Origin of the sequence: Arthrobacter hankyongi (genome assembly GCF_022012395.1) — a bacterium.
Classification (GTDB): domain Bacteria; phylum Actinomycetota; class Actinomycetes; order Actinomycetales; family Micrococcaceae; genus Crystallibacter; species Crystallibacter hankyongi.
Genome location: NZ_JAKLTQ010000020.1, coordinates 33,430 through 54,089, shown reverse-complemented (window position 1 = coordinate 54,089; position 20,660 = coordinate 33,430). Strand labels below are relative to the sequence as shown.

At 66.1% G+C, this 20,660-nt stretch carries 16 protein-coding genes and 1 tRNA gene; 9 read left to right on the top strand and 8 right to left on the bottom strand.

Annotated elements, in window-relative coordinates; genetic code table 11:
• Window positions 1-49: 49 nt before the first annotated feature.
• The 4 genes from LVY72_RS19615 (at window position 50) to LVY72_RS19600 (ending at window position 3,600) form a co-directional block, all read left to right on the top strand.
• Complete coding sequence (locus LVY72_RS19615; protein ID WP_237825515.1) at window positions 50-1,345, top strand: cytochrome P450; 1,296 nt, start codon at window positions 50-52, stop codon at window positions 1,343-1,345.
• Window positions 1,346-1,421: 76 nt separating this feature from the next.
• The gene (locus LVY72_RS19610; protein ID WP_237825507.1) at window positions 1,422-1,820 is read left to right on the top strand and encodes an EthD domain-containing protein; all 399 of its coding nucleotides are present in this window, start codon (window positions 1,422-1,424) and stop codon (window positions 1,818-1,820) included.
• Window positions 1,821-2,181: 361 nt separating this feature from the next.
• Window positions 2,182-2,346 (top strand): hypothetical protein, encoded by a 165-nt coding sequence (locus LVY72_RS19605; protein WP_237825504.1) that lies wholly within the window; start codon window positions 2,182-2,184, stop codon window positions 2,344-2,346.
• A gap of 294 nt (window positions 2,347-2,640) precedes the next feature.
• Window positions 2,641-3,600 carry an SDR family NAD(P)-dependent oxidoreductase gene (locus tag LVY72_RS19600; protein WP_237825502.1) on the top strand — a complete coding sequence of 320 codons (960 nt, stop codon included), beginning with the start codon at window positions 2,641-2,643 and terminating at the stop codon, window positions 3,598-3,600.
• Window positions 3,601-4,113: 513 nt separating this feature from the next.
• On the opposite strand, the gene LVY72_RS19595 is transcribed toward LVY72_RS19600, so the two are convergent.
• Both LVY72_RS19595 and LVY72_RS19590 read right to left on the bottom strand, forming a co-directional pair.
• On the bottom strand, window positions 4,114-4,344 hold the full coding sequence (locus tag LVY72_RS19595) for a zinc ribbon domain-containing protein (protein WP_237825494.1): 231 nt from the start codon (window positions 4,342-4,344) through the stop codon (window positions 4,114-4,116).
• 28 nt (window positions 4,345-4,372) lie between these two features.
• Window positions 4,373-5,086 (bottom strand): TetR/AcrR family transcriptional regulator C-terminal domain-containing protein, encoded by a 714-nt coding sequence (locus LVY72_RS19590; RefSeq protein ID WP_237825492.1) that lies wholly within the window; start codon window positions 5,084-5,086, stop codon window positions 4,373-4,375.
• A 178-nt stretch (window positions 5,087-5,264) separates the two neighbouring features.
• On the opposite strand from LVY72_RS19590, the gene LVY72_RS19585 reads away from it, so the two are divergent.
• The gene (locus LVY72_RS19585) at window positions 5,265-5,540 is read left to right on the top strand and encodes a hypothetical protein (protein WP_237825485.1); all 276 of its coding nucleotides are present in this window, start codon (window positions 5,265-5,267) and stop codon (window positions 5,538-5,540) included.
• Window positions 5,541-5,671: 131 nt separating this feature from the next.
• Complete coding sequence (locus LVY72_RS19580) at window positions 5,672-5,986, top strand: hypothetical protein (protein ID WP_237825483.1); 315 nt, start codon at window positions 5,672-5,674, stop codon at window positions 5,984-5,986.
• Window positions 5,987-6,494: 508 nt separating this feature from the next.
• Here LVY72_RS19580 and LVY72_RS19575 read toward each other — a convergent pair.
• Window positions 6,495-7,040: an AI-2E family transporter gene (locus LVY72_RS19575; protein ID WP_237825480.1), complete on the bottom strand. Its 546-nt coding sequence runs from the start codon at window positions 7,038-7,040 to the stop codon at window positions 6,495-6,497.
• Window positions 7,041-7,497: 457 nt separating this feature from the next.
• Here LVY72_RS19575 and LVY72_RS19570 point away from each other — a divergent pair, with 457 nt between their 5' ends.
• The gene (locus LVY72_RS19570) at window positions 7,498-8,496 is read left to right on the top strand and encodes a fatty acid desaturase family protein (protein WP_237825472.1); all 999 of its coding nucleotides are present in this window, start codon (window positions 7,498-7,500) and stop codon (window positions 8,494-8,496) included.
• Between the two features lie 499 nt (window positions 8,497-8,995).
• Here LVY72_RS19570 and LVY72_RS19565 read toward each other — a convergent pair whose 3' ends face one another.
• Entirely contained in the window at window positions 8,996-9,895 is a 900-nt protein-coding gene (locus LVY72_RS19565; protein ID WP_237825464.1) for a diacylglycerol/lipid kinase family protein, read from the bottom strand.
• A 777-nt stretch (window positions 9,896-10,672) separates the two neighbouring features.
• Between LVY72_RS19565 and LVY72_RS19560 the strand changes: the two genes are divergently transcribed.
• Window positions 10,673-11,416 (top strand): TetR/AcrR family transcriptional regulator C-terminal domain-containing protein, encoded by a 744-nt coding sequence (locus LVY72_RS19560; RefSeq protein ID WP_237825462.1) that lies wholly within the window; start codon window positions 10,673-10,675, stop codon window positions 11,414-11,416.
• 477 nt (window positions 11,417-11,893) lie between these two features.
• On the opposite strand, the gene LVY72_RS19555 is transcribed toward LVY72_RS19560, so the two are convergent.
• Window positions 11,894-11,975: transfer RNA gene (locus LVY72_RS19555), tRNA-Leu, on the bottom strand.
• Window positions 11,976-12,102: 127 nt separating this feature from the next.
• Between LVY72_RS19555 and LVY72_RS19550 the strand changes: the two genes are divergently transcribed.
• Window positions 12,103-12,696: an ANTAR domain-containing response regulator gene (locus LVY72_RS19550; protein ID WP_237825454.1), complete on the top strand. Its 594-nt coding sequence runs from the start codon at window positions 12,103-12,105 to the stop codon at window positions 12,694-12,696.
• Window positions 12,697-12,756: 60 nt separating this feature from the next.
• Here the strand turns inward: LVY72_RS19550 and pyk are convergent, their stop codons facing one another.
• The 3 genes from pyk to gltB form a co-directional block, all read right to left on the bottom strand.
• Window positions 12,757-14,250 carry a pyruvate kinase gene (gene pyk / locus LVY72_RS19545; RefSeq protein ID WP_237825447.1) on the bottom strand — a complete coding sequence of 498 codons (1,494 nt, stop codon included), beginning with the start codon at window positions 14,248-14,250 and terminating at the stop codon, window positions 12,757-12,759.
• Between the two features lie 75 nt (window positions 14,251-14,325).
• Window positions 14,326-15,789, bottom strand: a complete 1,464-nt coding sequence (locus tag LVY72_RS19540) for a glutamate synthase subunit beta (protein ID WP_237825439.1) — start codon at window positions 15,787-15,789, stop codon at window positions 14,326-14,328.
• The gene (gene gltB, locus LVY72_RS19535) at window positions 15,782-20,413 is read right to left on the bottom strand and encodes a glutamate synthase large subunit (protein ID WP_237825437.1); all 4,632 of its coding nucleotides are present in this window, start codon (window positions 20,411-20,413) and stop codon (window positions 15,782-15,784) included. The genes LVY72_RS19540 and gltB overlap by 8 nt, the downstream gene beginning before the upstream one ends.
• Window positions 20,414-20,660: the final 247 nt, after the last annotated feature.

Genomic DNA, 20,660 nt, shown 5'->3' with positions numbered 1-20,660 from the left:
ACCGCGCGGCCCGGTACACCTACGAATCCGATTACCGGAAGGCCAAACCATGACCGAGACCACAACCGACACTGCAAAAATCCCAAAGGACATCGCGGAAGCGGTGATGCTGCCCGCTTCCTACTCCGAGGAACAGAAGCGCACGTACCCCGCACTCGCGTGGCTGCGGGCCAACAACCCCTTCGGCCTCGCCGAGATCGAAGGCTACGACCCTACCTGGCTTGCAACGAAACACGCCGACATCCTCGAAATCGAACGCAACCCTAAGATCTTCTCCAGCGGCAACGCCGATCCGTTCCTCGTAGACAAGGCCGGGCGCGAATACCTCAAGACCGCGAACAACGGCGCACGCACGCAGGACACGCTCGCCTACATGGACGCGCCGGAGCACACGAAGATCAAGAACGTAACAAGCGGTTGGTTCATGCCGGCCAACGTCCGCAAGCGCGAGGAAGCGATCCGCCAGCTCGCCCGCACGTCCGTCGACAAACTCCTGGCCGGGGAGCGAGAGGTCGACATCGTCAAGGACTTCTCGCTGTACTACCCGCTGCGCGTCATCATGACGCTCTTCGGCGTTCCACCGGAAGACGAGCCGATGATGCTCAACCTCACCCAGACGCTCTTCGGCACCACCGACGAGGACTCCAAACGCGACGACGTCGAGGACGGCGAGGGCGCAAGCATGAAGGCGTGGAAGGCAACCCTGCAGGACTTCTTCCGCTACTTCAACGAACTCTCGGCCGACCGCCGCAAGAACCCCACCGACGATCTCGCCTCGATCATCGCGAACGCGAAAGTCGACGGTGAGCACCTCCCGGAATCCTTCGTCAACGGGTACTACGTCGCCATCGCCACGGCAGGACACGACACGACCTCGTCGACGATTTCCGGTGCCATCGAGCAGTTTGCCCGGCATCCGGAGCAGCTCGACGCGGTGCGCGCCGATCCAAGCCTCATCCCCGGAGTCGTCGACGAGGCCCTCCGCTGGGTCTCGCCCGTCAAGCACTTCTTCCGAATCGTGACAGAAGATACCGAGTTCCGCGGACGCAAGCTGTCGGCCGGCGACGGGGTGATGCTGCTGTACCCCTCCGCTAACCGCGACGAGGAGGTCTTCGAGCGCCCGAACGAGTTCGACATCACGCGCAAGCCGAACAAGCACCTCGCCTTCGGCTTCGGCCCCCACCAATGCATCGGCCAGCACGTGGCCAAGCTCGAAATGCGGATCCTGCTCGAGGAGCTCCTGCCGCGCCTGGCCAAGGTCGAGCTCCTCGGGGAACCGCAGTTCGTGGCCGCCAACTTCCTCTCCGGGCCCAAGTCCCTGCCGGTCCGGATCATGCCAGTCTAGGCCGGCCCGGCCAGCGAGCAGGACACCGCAACAGTACAGTCGACCCCTGCAACATGAGGAACCAACGAAAGGAACCATGACCATGGCAAACAACGGACCCGTCCTCGCCTTCGAGGTATACCGCTGGGCTGGCACCAGCGCGGAAGAGTTCCGCACCCATTACAGCGACGTACACGCGAAAATCGGCATGCGCATCCCCGGCCTGGTTTGGTACGAATCGTTTATGAACAAGGACGCACAGGAGGGCTGGCCGGTAATCGGAGGAGCCGCGAAGCCGGACGCGATCGTCGTGATGATGTTCGACTCCGAGGAGTCGAAGGCCAAGATCGCCGAGTCGGAAGCATGGACGGAAGCAGCCGCGGACGACATCGGATTCTGCAGCCACTTCGAAATCTTCGAAATGGACCGCTTCACCTGGATCCCCGAATCCACGCTGCGCGAGCCCTACCACTCCCAGACCGTGGCGTCTTCCTAGCCGGCGGAGCCACGCAAAGCCGGGCCGGGACCGCACCGATGGGTGCGGCCCCGGCCCAGCGCCGTCCAGCGATCCGCCGTGGATGGCAGGGGTGCCACGTTGGGTCTTCGGCTGGTGGGAATCGACCCGTTCTCGACGGGATCCGACTCAAGAAGGGACGGTTCATGCCTGATCGCCTCCATGGGACTGTTTGCCTCATCACGGGTGCATCAAAGCGGGATCGGTCTGGCCACTGCCTGGAAACTGGCTGGGAAGGTGCAGCCGTTACCCTCGCCGCCCGCCGCGAGGACCGACACGACGCGCTCACTTCGGAGATCCGTGGCGCTGGGACCAGATGGTCGGCCCGGGCCACAAGACGCTGATGTACGTAACCAAGGCCGCCCTGCCGCATCTGGTAGACGCCGCCGCAACGAGCCCCCGCCAGGTGGCTGGCGTGGTCAACCTCAGTTCGTTTTCCAACGCCCGCGTCGTGATCTACAACGCCACGACGTTCGGCGTCGCCGCGGCGACCGAGTCATGGCGCTAGGAAATCGTCTGCAAGGACGTGCGGTTCCCAATGATCGAACCCGGCGTCGTGGACACAGAACTCTTCAGCCACCCAGCGGGAGTCGATGCAAGAGCGCTGCAAACAGCTTTTGGGCGGCATCGAAAAACTTCACCGCGAAGACGCAGCCGACACGATTGCCTATATCGTGGCCAAGACCCGGCGCGTCGCTGACGTGGAGCTCCACGCTGTCCAACATCCGGCAACTTCGTGCCGTCCTATGTGAGCTGAGGAACCCGGTTTCGTCTTATCGGAATCACAGGAATATGCTTAAGCATGAGCCCTCGGGCTTATGACAAGGAGATGATTGATTTGTTGAACTTTGAAAGCCGCGTCGCGATTGTTACCGGTGCCGGCCAGGGAATGGGTAAGGCCCACGCAACCACCCTCGCATCCCGCGGGGCCCGTGTCGTGGTGAACGACGTCTCCCGTGAGCATGCCGAACAGGTCGTCAAGGAGATCACTGACGCCGGCGGAACCGCCGTCGCCGACCTGCACGATGTTGCCAACGAGGCCCCCGCCATCGTGCAGACCGCCCTCGACGCGTTCGGCCGGCTCGACATCGTTGTCAACAACGCCGGCATCATCCGCGTCGGCCTGTTCGGCGAGCAGTCGTCGGAGGAATTCTGGAAGGTCTTCGACGTGTCCTTCAAGGGCACAGCGGAACTCTCCCGCGCCGCCTGGCCGCACCTGATGCAGTCCGGCTCGGGCCGCCTGATCCTGGTCTCCTCCAGCGGCGTCCTGGCCAACCCCGGCGCCTCCGCCTACGGCGCCGCCAAGGGTGCGATCTGGGCGCTGGGCAACACCCTGGCCATGGAAGGCGATCGGGTCGGCGTGCAGGTCTCCACGCTCATGCCCACCGCGTGGACCCCGATGACCGAGAGCGCCTACAGCGATCCGAACATCATCAGCACCCTCCGCGACGGCCTCGGACCCGAGCACGTCGCAAACTTCGTCGCCTACCTCTCACACCAAGACACCGCCGTGCACGGCGACATGTTCCAGGTCAGCGGCGGCCGCGCCGGCCGCATGGTCCTCGCCGGCCTGCCCCGCCTCCAGTCCACCGAGAACACCCCCGAGGGATGGACCGGCGTCGCCGACCAGCTCAAGGCAGACTCCGACCAACTGACCCAGTACCGGGTGACCGGCGAACAGTTCGCCGACGAAATGATCGCAGCGAACCCCTCGGTTGCGGAGGCCTTCAAAAACATGAACCCCGCTGACCTCGGCACCTAAACGTCCACCGGAACCGTCGACGGACCGCCGATGCTGCTTTGCAGGGTGATCGGCCGAGGAGCGGCGGCAGCCGGTGGCGCCGGTCATGTCCTAGAACCCCGCCGGGCGCATGGATAGGTGTCGGCAGGAAAACCGCCGGCACCGGCAAAACAGAAAGGGAACCACACCGCCAACGGCCCCGCCGCAACCGGTGCCGTCACGGGGCAGGCCAGCAACTCCCCGGCCCAACAACTCCATAGCCCGCCGGGACCCCGCATCTCCCGGAACCGAAGCCAGAGGGATCCGTGCACAAAATGCACGGCTCAAAAGAGGAAAAACCCCTCTGACTAGGGGAAACTCTGTGCCCGAGGTGGGACTCGAACCGGCTTCCCGCCCCTGCAAACACAGGGTACCCGCGGAAACCTGCCGGATCCGCCCCGGTCCGGCCGATGTACGGCCCGGTACGGCGGCAAAAGTGTGCACATTGTGCACACCCCAATTCTGGACCCTGGGGCTGACCGTCAAGAATCCTTCTTAGCTGAGCAGGGCATTCTTCTGCCGGGATTTGATGGTTGAGCCCTGGCCGCAGTTGGTGCAGGTGATGTTGAAGGCCTTGGAGGTGGTAAAGACCGGGATGAAGAACAGGGTGAGCTTGGTGGCCCGTTCCTGTAGATGGTGCTGGACGAATTGGCCGCAGTACTGGAACGTCGCCATCCGTCCGGGCAGATCCCGAAGGGTGGTCTTAAGACCGAAGAGAAGAAACAAGGTGTGTGCCTTTCAAGGTTGTTCCCGGTCAGTCCCGGGTTTGGGCGTCCGGTGGGGACAGGCGGGCCGCGAGGCCTGAGAGCAGGATGCTGATTCCCTGGTCGAGTTCGGCTGCGCCGTCGTAGTTGGCGAGGACCGGGGCGAGGGAGCGCAGGCGGGGGAAGTCCTTTGGCGGCAGACGGTGCAGGCCCAGACGGAGAAGGGCTTCGTTTTCATCCGGGTCTACGATGAGCTCCTGCAGCTCGTTGAGGATGTGTCCGTACAGGTACCCGTAGTAGGCGCGGTAGACATGGAGTGCGTCTGCGGGGGCGAATCCGGCGTCGATCAGCAGGGACAAAATTTGTTCCAGTGGCCGCAGCGTCCCCAGCGGCCGGAGGCCCAGGGGCGTGGACAGGGGGCGGGTCACGAGGAGGGGAACGACGTTGGGGTGCCGGAGCGCCAGGAGGCGCAGATCGTGGGCGATGTGGCGGAGCTGTGCCTGCCAGTCCGGGTCATCGGGGAAAATGGCAAGTTCGTTCAGGACGAGTTCGGAGACGCCGTCCAGCAGCGCTGCGCGGTTTGCGGCGTAGCGGTAGAGGCCCATGGGATCCCGCCCGAGTTCCTGTCCGAGCCGGCGCATGGTGAGCGCATCGAGTCCCTCTGCGTCAACGAGCGCCAGGGCAGCGGACAGAACAATCTCCCGGCTGAGCCGTTTCTTCCTGCCTGGGGCCGCGCGGGGCACCGGTTTATCTTCGGGCGACATGGTCTTCTGTTCTCCTGGCTGCGGGCAAGCCGTTCCTTTAACGAAAGTAAGCAGGCTTGCTTATTATGTAGTCTACGTTTAGAGTCTACATTGTAGAGAAGTTGTTATCACCGGTTTCGGAAGCGGGACCCTGGTTGCACGGCCATTCTGGCCCCTCACATCAACCCAGGAGATACCCATGACTGTGAACAACACCCAAAACACCCGCACTGACACGGCCCGGAACGCGAACGACCTCAAGATCTCCACGAGGACGCTTGAGTTCGCCGTATACGTCGCCGCCGTGCTCGCAACAATCATCACCTCCGCCGTCGTCGGGGACAACGCCAGCGAAAACGGTGTGGATGTCTTCAATGCCCATGACGCCATGCAGCTCATCACCTGGCTGACCGTCGGTCTTATGGTGGCCCGCGGCCTGGCCAAGGCCGGCAACCGGAACCACAACCAGGGATAACGGTTGCAGAGCGTTCGGCTGCGAGTGCTGCCGAACAACGGTGGATCCTGGTGCGGCCCCCGGAAAGGGCGGCGGCACCAGGATTTGCAGCCCAAAACTTTTTATCCCCGGATCCGCTGCTGCACCCATCCGTGAGCCTGCTTCAGCGGCCAGGTACACGGTTTCGGCCGCGTTTTCCCGGCCGTGTCCTTCCAGCCGAAGCGAGGCTGATTAAGGGACCGGCGACCCATGAGCGGCTCAGTGAGCAGGGCTACGGGCACATCAGCCTGGTCATCGACGAGGCGCGGCTGGAGATCGTGAACACCAGCCTGGAAGAGCTTAAAGCCGGCCTGGCCTCCGTCATTGGTTCCGTGATCCGGGAAATCAGCGATCAGACCCGCCGGGAGCAGGAACAGCGGGACGAAGAGGCGCTGTCAAAGCACAGGGCGGACGAAGTCCGCCGGTAGGAAATCGAGGCCCTGGCCCACGACATTTCCTTCGACTAGCCTTTCCGTGCGGGAGCCTCCGGGCTTTCATCGTGGCTGCAGAACGTGGTTTCATTGGGTTCCGTCAGGTCCCGGGCTCCGGCCAGGAGACCCGCCGCCCGGCCTTGAGGCTGTTGTCACCGAGACCGGGGGGTGCCTCTATGGTTTTCGTCAAGCGGCCGATGGGATGGGCGCGGGCTGGGGATCTTCATAGAGGGTACCGTCCCGGAGCATCGCGAACAGGACCTCGGAGCGGCGCCGATGATTCCGGCGAGGATGACGCCGGCGGCCAGGGCCAGGAGGATTACCAGGCCGTGCAGGCGCAGCGACCTCCCCCCTCACAATCGGCTCCAGGACATGGTCGTCGAGCTGGTTGATTCCGATGACGATGGCCACGACATTCAGCGCCACAACGGGCCCGTTGGCAACCATCGCGATAAGGGCGGCAGGTATCCCGGCCGCCATCGCCCCGGTCGCCGTCCTTCAGGAACTAGAAGGGCACGACGGCGCCCAGCAGGACACCCGTGATGACCTCGGCCGCCGTTGAAATCCCGACCGGCGCAGCGGCCCCGAACTGGCTGCTGGTGGCACACTCGGTCACCGCATCGATGGCCCTGTCGATCGTCGCCTGGTCGATGGGAAGTGGTCCGGAAACGACGAACTTCCGGAGCCCCTCGAAGCCGTCGGCGGCGGCTGTCACCAGCTTGTCCCATTCACTGCGAACGGCGAAGACAATGCCCGTGACAATGCCTCCCAGCACCACGACGGCGGCCAGGAACGTGATCCAGGTCGCCAACGCACCGCGGAAACCCTTGCCGCGCAGGAAGGCGGCCACCGGGTTGAGCGCCGCGGCCAGGATGAGTGCCACCATGAGCGGGATCACGATGAGCTTGGGCTGTATCAGCCCGTACACGGCAATGGAGACGGCGATCAGGAGCAAGATGAACTGCGCGGCACGGGTTCCAGCCCGGCCGAACCCGTCGGCCCATAATCCCCGAGCCTGCAGGACATCAACGGTGGACGCGGTTGTTGTCATGGAAACCACCCCCTTATCTCCAGCTCTTTGCCGCTCCCAGAATGCTCCTCCCAGCGTGGCTGGCCAAGGATGCAGCGCCCACCGTGTTTGCCTAGGGACACGGCGCTTTTAGCGGCCAAACTGATCCGGCGCCTCAGGGATCAAGGAGCCGGACCGGTTCGGGCGGTGAATAGCCGGCCCGGCGACAAGCCTCTGCCGTCATCCGTCGGCAACCTTCGGGCGGCCCTGGTCTTGACCTCGGGTCCCGATATTGCTGGCTCCGGGCCAGGCGGCAGGCGTATTCTCGAAACAGGCCGGCGGTTCGAGCAAAGGACCGCACAGCAGCCTTAGCAGTTCCGAGGTACCCATGGACTCTCACCGTTCCGCATCCCGTCCGGAAGCTGCCCATGCAGGGCCTGCCCCAACCTCCAAAGAGCCAAACGGCATAGCCGCCGGGTACCTGGCGCTGGCTTCCCGGATGCGCGCCGCGGGCCTGCTGCGGCGCCGGCGCGGTTACTACATCACCCTGTTCGCCCTGCTGATGACCGCCCTGGCAGCAGCGTGGACCGGCTTCGCGCTGCTGGGGGCCAGTTGGTTCCAACTTCTTATCGCGGCGGTGCTGGGCATCCTGTTCACCCAGTTCAGCTTCCTGGCCCATGAAGCGGCCCACCGGCAGGTTTTTGCCTCCAAACGGGTCAACGAGTGGGCCGCGCGGCTGGTCGGCACCGGCCTGGTCGGCATCAGCTACGCCATGTGGGTGCGCAAGCACACCCGGCACCACGGCTTCCCGAACCAGGTGGACAAGGACCCGGACATCCACACCGGGGCCGTCGCCTTCCATCCCGACGCGGCCGCGACCAGGCGCGGGATCATGGTGCCGGTCACCCGGTGCCAGGGCTGGCTGCTGTTTCCGCTGCTGCTGTTCCTGGGTTTCAGCCTGTACGTGGATTCGGTCAGGTACCTTATCCGCAACCGGGCCGCAGACCGCCGCTGGGTTGAGATCCCGCTCCTGGTTACCCGTTTCGCGCTGCTGCTCGGCGTCGTCTTCCTGTTCCTGCCCGTGGGCCTGGCCCTGGCCTTCATCGGCGTCCAGATCGCCGTGTTCGGGTTCTACATGGGCGCCTCCTTCGCGCCCAACCACAAGGGCATGCCCATCTACCCCAAGTCGGCCCGGCCGGACTTCGTCACCCGCCAGGTCACCGCGTCCCGCAACATCCGCGGCGGCATCATCATGGACCTGCTCATGGGCGGGCTGAACCGCCAGACCGAACACCACCTGTTCCCGGACATGCCCCGACCCAGCCTGCGCAAAGCCGCCGCCATGGTGCGCCGGTACTGCCGGACGCACGACATCACCTACACCGAAACCGGCCTGATCTCCTCCTACGCCACGATCGTGCGCTACCTCAACGGCGTCGGCATCGCCGCCACGGACCCCTTCCACTGCCCCGTCGCCGACATCTACCGCCCCGACTAGAGCATGCCCCGGGGAAGCTTCGCTCCCCACTCCAGGTATCAGCACACAGAGACCTTGTCTAGAAGTTCCAATCCCGAGTTCGGTGGCGCGCTTCTGTCAATGCGTGCGCCTGACGGGGAGCCTCTGCTGCCGGTGGTGTAAGAGGGGCGAGTGGGATCATCGCAGCGAACGATGGCGGCTACGCGGGGCGATGGAATTTGTTCAGGGCCCACATGTCTTCGGCTCCAAGCGCCGATAGCAGCGCTGACGACGGCGGCTGACGCAGTGGGTCCACCCGATGTCCCGCTGGTGAAGTTGTTCCAATAGCCGGCTTCAGCGCTTGACCCTGTTGCCCTCTGGCGCAGGTGGCCTGCCCGGTATCTTGGGACAGCGGCCGTGCGCGGCGATGACGGCCGGTCTTTGTCATCAGGACCGGGGGGCTACCGGGTCCCGCGAACGCCCAGCCAGCAGAATAGGCCGATGGCATGCCGCGGTGGCCGGGTCAGCCTGTGCCGGGCGGTTAGCCGAGAATGGGCAGGGCGGCCGGTGCGCTCTCGACCTTGACGAAGGTCCCGGCGTCAACGGACTTCACCTCGCCGTCGATCTGATACGGCAGGGGCTTGAGCGTGGTGAACTCGTAGCTGCCCACGCTGGGCTGGTCGCCCAGTCCCCTGGTAGCGGCGTGCAGGGCCTTCAGCAGGACCCGCCACTTGGGCATGTGCGGGAAGATGACCACTTCAAATTTTCCGTCCGAGAGCTTGTCGTCGGCGTCGCTGAGCGTGGCGTACTTCGCCATCTCGGCGATGTTGGCGAAGACGATGCTGTCGAACTTCCGGCGCCTGCCGTCGCTCTGGCGTATTGCGAAGGGCTGGAACTTTGAAAACGTCCGCACCACGGAGAACATCTCCCTGAACGCGCCCTTGCTCCCCTTTTCCAGATCGATCGCCATCACCGGCGTCAGGCCGAATCCGACATAGGAGTGTGCGTATTCGCCCGGGGCGTCCGGTCCCTGGCCGGTATGGATGCGAAGCAGGTCGATATGCCGCACCCGGCCCTGGGCGATGGCTTCTGCCAGCGGCATCGTGCCCGTGGTCCGCCGGTGGTCGTTCGCGTTTCCTGCCGCCATGACAGCGCACACGGCATCGGGGTTGCCGCCCTGCATGACACCGTTGACCACTTCGTTGTACCCGCCGTCGCCGCTGACGGACACGATCAGAACTTCACCGCCTCCGGCAGCCGCTTCACGGGCCAACGCCACGGCGTGGCCGGCATGCCCGGTCGGCTGCAGCCTGATGTCCGGCGTGTAGGACAGCAGTTCCCTCAGCCCGTCGCGCAGTTTCTCCGCCAGCTTCGGCGCGTCACCGCTGCTGTTGGGATTGAAGATGATGACCACCGATTCAAAAGTCCGTGCAATATCCATAACCCGCTCCAAGTACTCGATCCGGGAACCATTCCGGCACCCTGCTCCATCAAAAATCGTCGGCCCGAAGGTTCTGCCGGCTCCGGGCGCGGACAGCCGTTAAGGAATAAGCGGTCTGCCGGCGAACCTGCGCAGTCGTGCCCCGGCCGGTGGCTCTGGACGCCGACCAGGCAGCCATCCGGCTGCGGTGATCAGGTGAACTGAACCAACCCAGTATTTCGAGTGACCGATTCGGCCTACCCCGGGAGCGCCCGCCGGGTCAGGCCGCATCCCCGGGCTCAGGTCAGTCTCGGATAACTGGCCAGGATGTAGTCTGCGGCGGCCGGACCTTTCATGCGCAGGCCGTTGGGCCCGGCTCCCACGCGGCTTTTCACGGCAGCCCGGAAAGAGCCTTCCGACCGGCGCGGGGTCCGCGTGACCTGGCACCAGCTAACGTAAAGACCATAGAGGGGATCCGGAGCGAGCGTGGCGCCCGGCTCAAGGTCATGGGCAGTGGCTTCTTGAAGGAATCGGTCGAAGTGAGAACGTGCCATGATGGCTCTTTTCCGTGCGCGGTGCCTGGTGCCGCCGTTCTGCTACAGCGGCAATTTACCTCGGCGCCGTGCACCAGGCACCGAAGCGGGTCCGCCGGCCCTGACTGCGGTGCCGACGGGAAAGACGACGCCCCCGGCGACAGTCCCTACACTGTAGACTTTAGGCGTAGACTACAGGTAATGCAAGTGGGGCGGCCAAAAAACAGGCGGGCGTCCGCTACCCGCTCCCATCCGGTTGGAAAAGATGTCCCCCTCAAAGGCTCCCCGGAAGGACCCCGGGCCCGGCGGCAGGCCGCGGCTGACCCGGGAAGCGGTGCTTTCCGCCGCGCTGAAACTCGTCGGTTCCGAAGGCCTGGAAGCCCTGACGATGCGGCGGCTCGGGCAGGAACTGGGCGTGGATCCGATGAGCCTGTACCGCTATGCCGCCAACCGTGCCGCCCTGCTGGACGGCGTGACGGAACTCGTCCTGAACGAGCTCGCCATCTCCCCCGAAGACCGGGACTGGCAGGCGCAGCTGCGCCGGATCGCCCATGACCTGCGGTTGCTGGCGCTCCGGCATCCCAACGTCGTGCCTTTGCTCGTGACGCGCCCCCTTTCCACGCCGCTGGGACTACGCCCCCTGGGCACCCTGCGCCCGCTGGAGAAGATCCTGTCGTTGCTGACCGGGGCCGGCTTCGGTGCGGTAAATGCCCTGCACGTCTACCGGGCCTACTACGGCTTCCTGTACGGCCATATCCTCAACGAACTGCAGGAATTCGTTGTGGATACCGAAGAACACGAAGCCCTGCTCCGCCTGGGCCTGCACCGCCTGCCGGCAAGGGAGTTCCCGCGCCTGCGTGCCCTGGCACCGGCCCTGGCCGACTACGATGGTGGCGCCGAACTCGACCAGGGACTCAGCATCCTGCTCTCAGGCCTCGCATCCCGGCTCCCGTCCGCACCGGAACAGGACAGCCACCCTCCAAACACCGCTGACAGCCCTTCGGCCTAACAGCAGCAGCACTTGGCCGCCTGACACGCCCTGTTCCAGTAGAAGCATGTACGCCGACAACGGCGCATACCAGATTGGCAGGGCTTGGAGGTCCGCCACGCACGGTGCCGGGACCAGGACGCGGCGAGCAGCGGGACTGCGGACCGTCGCGATGAAGCCCGGCAGCGGCCGTGCCCGGGAGGTTCCGCGATGCGGCCGGCACCTGTTCATGCCCAGGTCATGTCACCCGGGGGGTCCGGACACTTGGAGAGGTGTCGGCAGGAAAACCGCCGGCGCCCGCAGGACAGAAAGGGAACCACAGTGATAACGGCCCCGCCGCATCCGGGGCCGCCACGGGGCAGGCCACAGACTCCCCTCCCCGGACAACTCCATAGCCTTCCGGGACCCCGCACACCTCCCGGAACCGAAAGCCAGAGGGAACCGTGCACAAAGTGCACGGATTCAAAGAGGAAAACCCCCTGGCTTGGGGAAACTCTGTGCCCGAGGTGGGACTCGAACCCACACACCTTTCGGCGCCGCATTTTGAGTGCGGTGCGTCTGCCAATTCCGCCACTCGGGCCAGCCGGACGACTGTGACTGTGAACACCGTCATGTTCCGTCCGTGCGAAAATCTACTCTACATGCCGATAGGCTAATTCTGTGAACCCGCAACACGGGGTTCACCCGATCGCCTTCAAGGAGCCACTGTGTCCGAGCAGAACGAGACCACCCCAGCACGCCGCGTCGTCGTGGCCGAAGACGAAACCCTGATCCGCCTGGATATTGTCGAGATCCTGCGGGGCGAGGGATTCGACGTTGTCGCCGAGGCGGACAACGGGGAAAAGGCAGTCCAGCTGGCGCAGGAACTGAAGCCGGATCTGGTCCTGATGGATGTGAAGATGCCGGTAATGGACGGCATCACCGCCGCGGAACAGATCGTCAAGGCCCGGATCGCCCCGGTGGTGCTGCTGACCGCGTTCAGCCAGAAGGAGCTCGTGGAGCGCGCGCGCGACGCCGGTGCCATGGCTTATGTGGTGAAGCCCTTCAGCCCGGCGGATCTGGTGCCTGCCATCGAGATCGCGCTCTCCCGCCATCAGGAGATCCAGGCGCTGGAGGCCGAGGTGTCGGACCTGCAGGAGCAGTTCACCACCCGCAAGCTGGTGGACCGGGCCAAGAGCCTGCTGATCACCAAGATGGGCCTGACCGAGCCGGAGGCCTTCCGCTGGATCCAGAAGACCTCGATGGACCGCAGGCTGAGCATGCGCGAAGTCGCCGACACCATCATCAACCAGGTCAACTGACCTCAGACAGTGAAGGAGGCCGCGGAAGCATTCCGCGGCCTCCTTCACTGTGCCGGTGGGTCAGGGCTTGGTGGCTTCGGGCCAGGGCCCGACCTTCTCACGGCGGGTCCGGGCCGTGCCGGGCAGCTGGCCGCCGGCGTCGGCGAGGTCCCCGACCCGGTGGACCTTCACGGTATTGGTGGTCCCGGCGGTACCCGGGGGCGAGCCGGCGGCGATGACCACCAGGTCGTCAATCTCGGCCAGGCCCTCTTCGAACAGCACCCGGTCCACTTGGGCGGTCATCTGGTCGGTGTGTGCCACGAACTCGACCAGCATCGGGGTGATGCCCCAGATCAGGGACATGAAGTTGCGGGTCGACTCCAGCGGCGTGAACGCGAACAGCGGTTTTACCGGGCGCAGGCGGCTCAGCCGGCGGGCGGAGTCCCCGGACTGGGTGAAGGTGCAGATGTACTTCGCGTCCAGCTGCTCGGCGATCTCGACCGCGGCCCGGGTGATCGCCCCGCCGCGGGTGTGCGGCCGCGAGCCCAGCGGCGGGATCCGCTCCAGCCCGTGCTGCTCGGTCGAATCGATGATCCGCGCCATCGTCTCCACCGTCTCCAGCGGGTATTTACCCACACTGGTCTCGCCCGAGAGCATCACCGCGTCCGCCCCGTCCAGCACCGCGTTGGCGCAGTCGCTGGCCTCGGCCCGCGTGGGCCGCGGGTTCTCGATCATCGACTCGAGCACCTGGGTGGCCACGATCACCGGCTTGGCCCAGCGGCGGGCCAGCTCGATCGCCCGCTTCTGCACCACCGGCACCTCCTCCAGCGGCAGCTCCACACCCAGATCCCCGCGGGCGACCATGATCGCGTCGAACGAATCGATGATCTCGCCCAGCGCCGCCACCGCCTGCGGCTTCTCGATCTTGGCGATCACCGGCACCCGCCGGCCCTCCTCGTCCATGATCGCGTGCACCCGCTCGGCATCGGCGGCATCGCGCACAAACGAGAGCGCGACCATGTCCACCCCGGTGCGCAGCGCCCAGCGCAGGTCCGCCTCGTCCTTCTCGCTCAGCGCCGGCACGTTCACCGCCACCCCGGGCAGGTTGATCCCCTTGTTATCCGACACCACCCCCGGCACCAGCACCTCGGTGACCACCCGGGTGGCATCCACCGCCACCGCGCGCAGCACCACCTTGCCGTCGTCGATCAGCAGCCGGTCCCCCACCGACACGTCCCCGGGCAGCCCCTTATACGTCGTCGAGCAGAGCTCCCGCGTGCCCTCCACGTCCTCGGTGGTGATCGTGAACCGGTCCCCCGCCCCCAGCGCCTGCGGGCCGGCGGCGAACCGGCCCAGCCGGATCTTGGGCCCCTGCAGGTCCGCGAAGATCCCCACCGGCCTCCCCAGCTCCGCCGCGGCCTTGCGCACGTTCGCATAGGTCTGCAGATGCACCGCGTAGTCCCCGTGGCTCATGTTCATCCGCGCCACATCCACCCCCGCCTGCAACACCGCCAGCGTCTTCTCATAACTGGCAATGGCCGGACCAAAAGTCGCCACAATCTTTGCACGTCTCATGAAGCTAACCCTACTTCCATCGGCGGCCGAAAAAGCCGGGGCCGGCTGCTGCCGGCCCCGGCGGGGTATCCATTGTTACTGCGGTAGAACCGAAATGGGACGGTCCGTCGGGGCCACCGGTGCCGGCAGCCGGGTCGAACCGGTCAGCCACTCATCCACGGCCGCGGCGCAGGCCCGGCCCTCGGCGATGGCCCACACGATCAGGGACTGTCCGCGGCCGGCGTCGCCCGCCACGAAGATCCCCTCGGTGTTGGTCATGTAGGATCCGTCGCGAGCCACGTTTCCGCGGGCGTCGAACTCGGCCGTGACCTGCTCGGCGATGCCGGCCGGCTCCGGGCCGGTGAAGCCCAGGGACAGCAGCACCAGGTCCGCGGGGATTTCCCACTCGGTGCCGGCCTTGGGCAGCCGCTTGCCGTCCACGTACTCGGTTTCGGCCACCTTCAGGGCCTTGAGCACGCCGTTCTCGCCGATGTATTCGACGGTGGAGGCCAGGTAGGTCCGTTCCCCGCCTTCCTCGTGCGCGCTGGCCACCTCGAACAGGTGCGGGAAGGTGGGCCACGGCTGGTTCGCGGTGCGTTCCGCCGGCGGCTGCTTGCCAATGGCCAGCGTGGTCACCGAGGCCGCCTGCTGGCGGTGCGCGGTGCCGATGCAGTCCGCACCGGTGTCGCCGCCGCCCAGGATCACCACGTGCTTGCCGCGGGCATCGATCTGCTCCGGCACGCTCTCCCCCGCCACCACGCGGTTGGCCTGGACCAGGTACTCCATGGCGAAATGCACGCCCTGCAGTTCGCGGCCCGGGATCGGCAGGTCGCGCGGCACGGTGGCTCCGGTGGCGATGATCACGGCGTCGTAGCGGCGGCGCAGCTGGTCCCAGCTGACGTCCTTGCCCACCTCGATGCCGGTGCGGAACCGCGTGCCTTCGGCGCGCATCTGCTCGAGCCGGCGCTCCAGATGGTCTTTTTCCATCTTGAAGTCCGGGATGCCGTAGCGCAGCAGGCCGCCCACCTTGTCATCCCGTTCGTAGACGGCCACGGTGTGGCCGGCGCGGGTCAGCTGCTGGGCAGCGGCCAGGCCGGCGGGACCGGAGCCGACGACGGCGATCGTCTGGCCGGTGAGCCGTTCCGGGGCGTGCGGGGCCACCCAGCCGTTCTCGAACGCCTCGTCGATGACGGAGACCTCGATCTGCTTGATGGTCACCGCGGGCTGGTTGATGCCCAGCACGCAGGATGCCTCGCACGGGGCCGGGCAGAGCCGGCCGGTGAACTCCGGGAAGTTGTTGGTGGCATGCAGGCGCTCGATCGCTTCCTGCGGCTTGCCGCGCCAAGTGAGGTCATTCCATTCCGGAATGAGGTTGCCCAGCGGGCAGCCTTGATGGCAGAACGGGATGCCGCAGTCCATGCAGCGGCCCGCCTGGCGCTTCAGGACGCCCTTCTCCTGCGCCTCGTAGACTTCCTTCCAGTCCATGATGCGTACCGGGACCGGCCGCCGCGGCTGTGTTTCGCGCTGGCGTGCCTTCAAAAAACCGCGTGGATCAGCCACCGGTAACCTCCAAAATTCGCTTCCAGACGACGTCGCCGTCGGGGTCCAGGCCCTCGGTCTCGGCTTCGGACCGGGCCTGCAGCACCGCCGCGTAGTCCCGCGGCAGCACCTTGGTCATGCGCGACAGGGTGCTGCTGATGTCCTGCAGCAGCTCCGCTGCCAGCTGCGAGCCGGTCTCCTCGGCGTGCTTCTTCAGCAGCGAGGCAATCAGCTCGTTGTCGGCGGCAGCCGGAACCTGCAGCAGCAGCTCCCCGGTGTCCAGGCTCTGCTTGTTCACCCGGGTGCGGTCCAGGTCCAGGACATAGGCGATGCCCCCGGACATGCCGGCACCGAAGTTGCGTCCGGTGTGTCCCAGCACCAGGGCCACGCCGCCGGTCATGTACTCGCAGCCGTGGTCGCCGATGCCTTCGACGACGGCGGTCGCGCCGGAGTTGCGGACCAGGAACCGTTCGCCCACCTGGCCGCGCAGGAACATTTCCCCGCTGGTGGCGCCGTAGCCGATCACGTTGCCGGCAATGACGTTGCGCTCGGCGGCGAAGGCGTTGGCCCGGTCCTGGCGGACGATGATCCGGCCGCCGGAAAGGCCCTTGCCAACGTAGTCGTTGGAGTCCCCATACAGCCGCAGGGTGACGCCCGCCGGCAGGAAGGCGCCGAGGGACTGCCCGGCCTGGCCGTTGAGCATGACGTCGATGGTGTCATCGGCCAACGTGTCGATGCCGAAGCGCTTGGTGACCTCGTGGCCGAGCATGGTGCCCACCGAGCGGTCGGTGTTCACCACGTCCAGGCTGATCCGCACCGGTTGCCGGGACGTCAGCGCCTCGGCGCTCATCGCGATCAGCTGGTTGTCGAAGTGCTTGTCCAGCTCGTGGTTCTGGGTGGTCATGTTCCGCAGCGGCGAATCGCCGTTGAACTCGTACCCGGTCAGGATCGGGTCCAGGTCCAGCCCGGAGGCCTTCCAGTGGTCGACCGCCTCGCGGCTGTCCAGCAGTTCGGAGTGGCCGATCGCCTCCTCCAGGCTGCGGAAGCCCAGCTCGGCGAGGAGTTCACGGACCTCTTCTGCGATGAACTCGAAGAAGTTGATCACAAACTCGGGCTTGCCGGTGAACCGGGAGCGAAGCTCCGGATTCTGCGTCGCCACGCCCACCGGGCAGGTGTCCAGGTGGCACACGCGCATCATGATGCAGCCGGAGACCACCAGCGGAGCGGTGGCGAAGCCGAATTCCTCGCCGCCGAGCAGCGCCGCGATCACGACGTCGCGCCCGGTCTTCAGCTGGCCGTCCACCTGCACCACCACGCGGTCGCGCAGGCCGTTGAGCATCAGCGTCTGCTGGGTCTCGGCCAGGCCAAGCTCCCACGGGGCGCCGGCGTGCTTGAGCGAGTTCAGCGGGGACGCGCCGGTGCCGCCGTCGTGGCCGGAGACCAGCACGACGTCGGCCTTGGCCTTGGTCACGCCGGCCGCCACGGTGCCGATGCCGACTTCCGACACCAGCTTCACGTGCACCCGGGCCTCGGGGTTGGCGCGCTTGAGGTCGTAGATCAGCTGCGCCAGGTCCTCGATCGAGTAGATGTCGTGATGCGGCGGCGGGGAGATCAACCCCACGCCGGGGGTGGAGTGCCGGGTCCGGGCCACCCACGGGTAGACCTTCTGGCTCATCAGCTGGCCGCCCTCGCCGGGCTTGGCCCCCTGCGCCATCTTGATCTGGATGTCGTCGGCGTTGGTCAGGTAGAGGCTGGTCACGCCGAACCGGCCCGAGGCCACCTGCTTGATCGCCGAACGGCGCTCCGGATCGAGCAGCCGCTCCGGGTCTTCGCCGCCCTCGCCGGTGTTGGACTTGGCGCCGAGGCGGTTCATCGCGATGGCGAGCGTCTCGTGGGCCTCCTTGGAGATCGAGCCGTAGCTCATCGCTCCGGTGGAGAACCGCTTGACGATGCTGGAGACCGGCTCCACTTCTTCCAGCGGTACCGCGGGGCGGTCTCCGGTTTTGAACTTGAGCAGCCCGCGCAGGGTCATCAAGTCCTTGGACTGGTCATCCACGCCCTGGGTGTAGGCCTTGAACACGTCGTAGCGGCGTTCCCGGGTGGAGTGCTGCAGCCGGAACACCGTCTCGGGGTTGAACAGGTGCGGTGGTCCTTCGCGGCGCCACTGATACTCGCCGCCGGTCTCCAGGGTGCGGTGCGGATCGTCGATGCCGTCGCCCGGGTAGGCCTGGGCGTGGCGGGCGGCGGCTTCCGCGGCGATCACGTCCAGCCCGACGCCGCCGAGCTGGGACTGGGTGCCGGCGAAGTACTGGTCCACCAGGCCCTGGGACAGGCCCAGGGCCTCGAAGGTCTGGGCGCCGCAGTAGGAGGCCACAGTGGAGATGCCCATCTTGGACATGATCTTCAGCAGGCCCTTGCCCAGGCCCTTGATCAGGTTGTAGACGGCCTCTTCGGCGGTGACGCCGGAGATGTCACCGTTGCGGACCAGTTCCTCGCAGCTTTCCATGGCGAGGTAGGGGTTCACCGCGGAGGCGCCGTAGCCGATCAGCACGGCGATGTGGTGCACTTCGCGCACGTCGCCGGCTTCGACCAGCAGCGAGATCTTGGTGCGGTTGGCGCTCTTGAGCAGGTGGTGGTGCACCGCGCTGGTCAGCAGCAGGGACGGGATGGGCGCCCACTGGGCGTTGGAGTCCCGGTCCGAGAGGATGATGAACTTCACGCCGCGGTTGACGGCCGCGGACACCTTCTCGCAGATCTCCTGCAGCCGCGCCCGCAGCTCGGTCTCGCCGCCCTCGGGCCGGTACAGGCCGCGGACCTTCAAGGTGGCGCGGGTACCTTCCTCGGTTTCGAGGGCGGCAATCTTGGCCAGCTCGTCATTGTTGATCACCGGGAACTTCAGCGCCACCTGCGTGGTGCGGACCTGGCCGGTGGAGAGCAGGTTGCCGTCCGGGCCGATCGAACTGCGCAGCGAGGTGACCAGTTCCTCGCGGATGGCGTCCAGCGGCGGGTTGGTGACCTGCGCAAAGGACTGCACGAAGTAGTCGAAGAGCAGGCGCGGCCGCTTGGACAGCACGGCGATCGGCGTGTCGGTGCCCATGGCGCCCAGCGGTTCGGCGCCGGTGCGGGCCATCGGCCCGAGCAGGATGCGCAGTTCCTCCTGGGTGTAGCCGAACGTGCGCTGGCGGCGGCTGACCGAGGCGGCGGTGTGCACCACGTGTTCGCGTTCGGGCAGGTCCTCCAGCCGGATCATGCTGTCCTTGAGCCAATCGGCCCACGGGTTGGCGGTGGCGATTTCGGCCTTGATCTCCTGGTCCTCGACCAGGCGGCCGGCCTCGGTGTCCACCAGGAACATCTTGCCCGGCGATACCCGGCCCTTGCGGACCACCCGTTCGGGTTCGATGTTGATGACGCCGACCTCGGAAGCCAGCACGACCAGGCCGTCCTCGGTGACCCAGTAGCGGGCCGGACGCAGGCCGTTGCGGTCCAGCACGGCGCCGACCAGCTTACCGTCGGTGAAGGAGACTGCCGCGGGGCCGTCCCACGGCTCCATCAGCATCGAGTGGTACTGGTAGAACGCCCGGCGCTCCGGATCCATCGTGGCGTGGTTCTCCCAGGCCTCCGGGATCATCATCATGATGGCGTGCGTGATCGGGCGGCCGGACAGCATCAGCAGTTCGGCGACCTCGTCGAACGAAGCCGAGTCCGAGGCTCCCGGGGTGCAGATCGGGTACAGCTCTTCGGGGACTTCCCCCAGCAGCGCACTGTTCAGCTGCGACTGCCGGGCCCGCATCCAGTTGCGGTTGCCCTTGACGGTGTTGATCTCGCCGTTGTGCGCGATGGCGCGGAACGGCTGGGCCAGCGGCCAGGACGGGAAGGTGTTGGTGGAGAAGCGCGAGTGGACGATGCCGAGCTTGGTCTTGTACCGGCTGTCCGACAGGTCGGGGTAGAACGGCTCCAGCTGGGCCGTGGTGAGCATGCCCTTGTAGACGATCGTCTGGGAGGACAGCGACGGGAAGTAGACACCGTGCTTGTTCTGGGCGCGCTTGCGCACGCGGAAGACGCGGGCATCCAGGTCCTGCAGCGGACCGCCGGCGGCGGCGTCCGCGCCGAGGAAGACTTGGACGAAGTGCGGCATGCAGGCCCGGGCCATGGCGCCGACCAGTTCGGCAACCACCGGCACCTCGCGCCAACCCAGGACCTTCAGGCCCTCGGAGACGGCCAGGGATTCGATGCCTTCCCTGGCCACCGCCGCCTCGGACTCCTCGGTAGGCAGGAAGGCCGTGCCGACGGCGTACTCGCCGGCCGGGGGCAGCTTGAAGCCGACCACCGCGCGGAAGAATTCGTCGGGAATCTGCGTGAGCAGGCCGGCGCCGTCACCGGTGCCCTCGTCCGCACCGACGGCGCCCCGGTGCTCAAGGTTGCGCAGGGCGGTCAGGGCGGCGTCGACGATGTCATGGCCGGGTTCGCCCCGCAGTGTCGCGATGACGGCCAGGCCGCACGCGTCCTTTTCATTGGCCGGATCATACAGACCGGCCTGCTGCGGGTAGGCAGCGAAACGGCTGAACGGCGAAACCGGCTGTGCGGTCCGCGTGCCGTCGCTGCCTTGCGTGCGTGGGGTGCTTGATCCGTTGAACGGAGGAGTCATTTGGATTTGTCCTTCTCCCGTAATTGAACTCGAGAAGGGGACGACACTGGCCCCGAGACACACGGCCGGCGTGGGGGCAGGCCTGCCATGTACTAGTAGTGGAATTTTAAGGCATAGCACACGTTGTGCAGCATGTTCGATGCACAACGATTATTCCGCTACGCCATATCCTTCCCTCGGCTCCGGCAGGGCCCTCACATTGTGCGTGGATCCCCTTGCCGGGACGACCACGTCAATGTGGCAGATA

Excerpts from the sequence above, each read along its gene's own strand:
- LVY72_RS19565 (WP_237825464.1), bottom strand. The coding sequence starts at position 9,895 with ATGGATATTGCACGGACTTTTGAATCGGTGGTCATCATCTTCAATCCC.
- LVY72_RS19560 (WP_237825462.1), top strand. The coding sequence starts at position 10,673 with ATGTCCCCCTCAAAGGCTCCCCGGAAGGACCCCGGGCCCGGCGGCAGG.
- LVY72_RS19605 (WP_237825504.1), top strand. The coding sequence starts at position 2,182 with ATGTACGTAACCAAGGCCGCCCTGCCGCATCTGGTAGACGCCGCCGCA.
- LVY72_RS19610 (WP_237825507.1), top strand. The coding sequence starts at position 1,422 with ATGACCATGGCAAACAACGGACCCGTCCTCGCCTTCGAGGTATACCGC.
- LVY72_RS19615 (WP_237825515.1), top strand. The coding sequence starts at position 50 with ATGACCGAGACCACAACCGACACTGCAAAAATCCCAAAGGACATCGCG.
- LVY72_RS19575 (WP_237825480.1), bottom strand. The coding sequence starts at position 7,040 with ATGACAACAACCGCGTCCACCGTTGATGTCCTGCAGGCTCGGGGATTA.
- pyk (WP_237825447.1), bottom strand. The coding sequence starts at position 14,250 with ATGAGACGTGCAAAGATTGTGGCGACTTTTGGTCCGGCCATTGCCAGT.
- LVY72_RS19590 (WP_237825492.1), bottom strand. The coding sequence starts at position 5,086 with ATGTCGCCCGAAGATAAACCGGTGCCCCGCGCGGCCCCAGGCAGGAAG.
- LVY72_RS19570 (WP_237825472.1), top strand. The coding sequence starts at position 7,498 with ATGCGCGCCGCGGGCCTGCTGCGGCGCCGGCGCGGTTACTACATCACC.
- LVY72_RS19585 (WP_237825485.1), top strand. The coding sequence starts at position 5,265 with ATGACTGTGAACAACACCCAAAACACCCGCACTGACACGGCCCGGAAC.
- gltB (WP_237825437.1), bottom strand. The coding sequence starts at position 20,413 with ATGACTCCTCCGTTCAACGGATCAAGCACCCCACGCACGCAAGGCAGC.
- LVY72_RS19600 (WP_237825502.1), top strand. The coding sequence starts at position 2,641 with ATGAGCCCTCGGGCTTATGACAAGGAGATGATTGATTTGTTGAACTTT.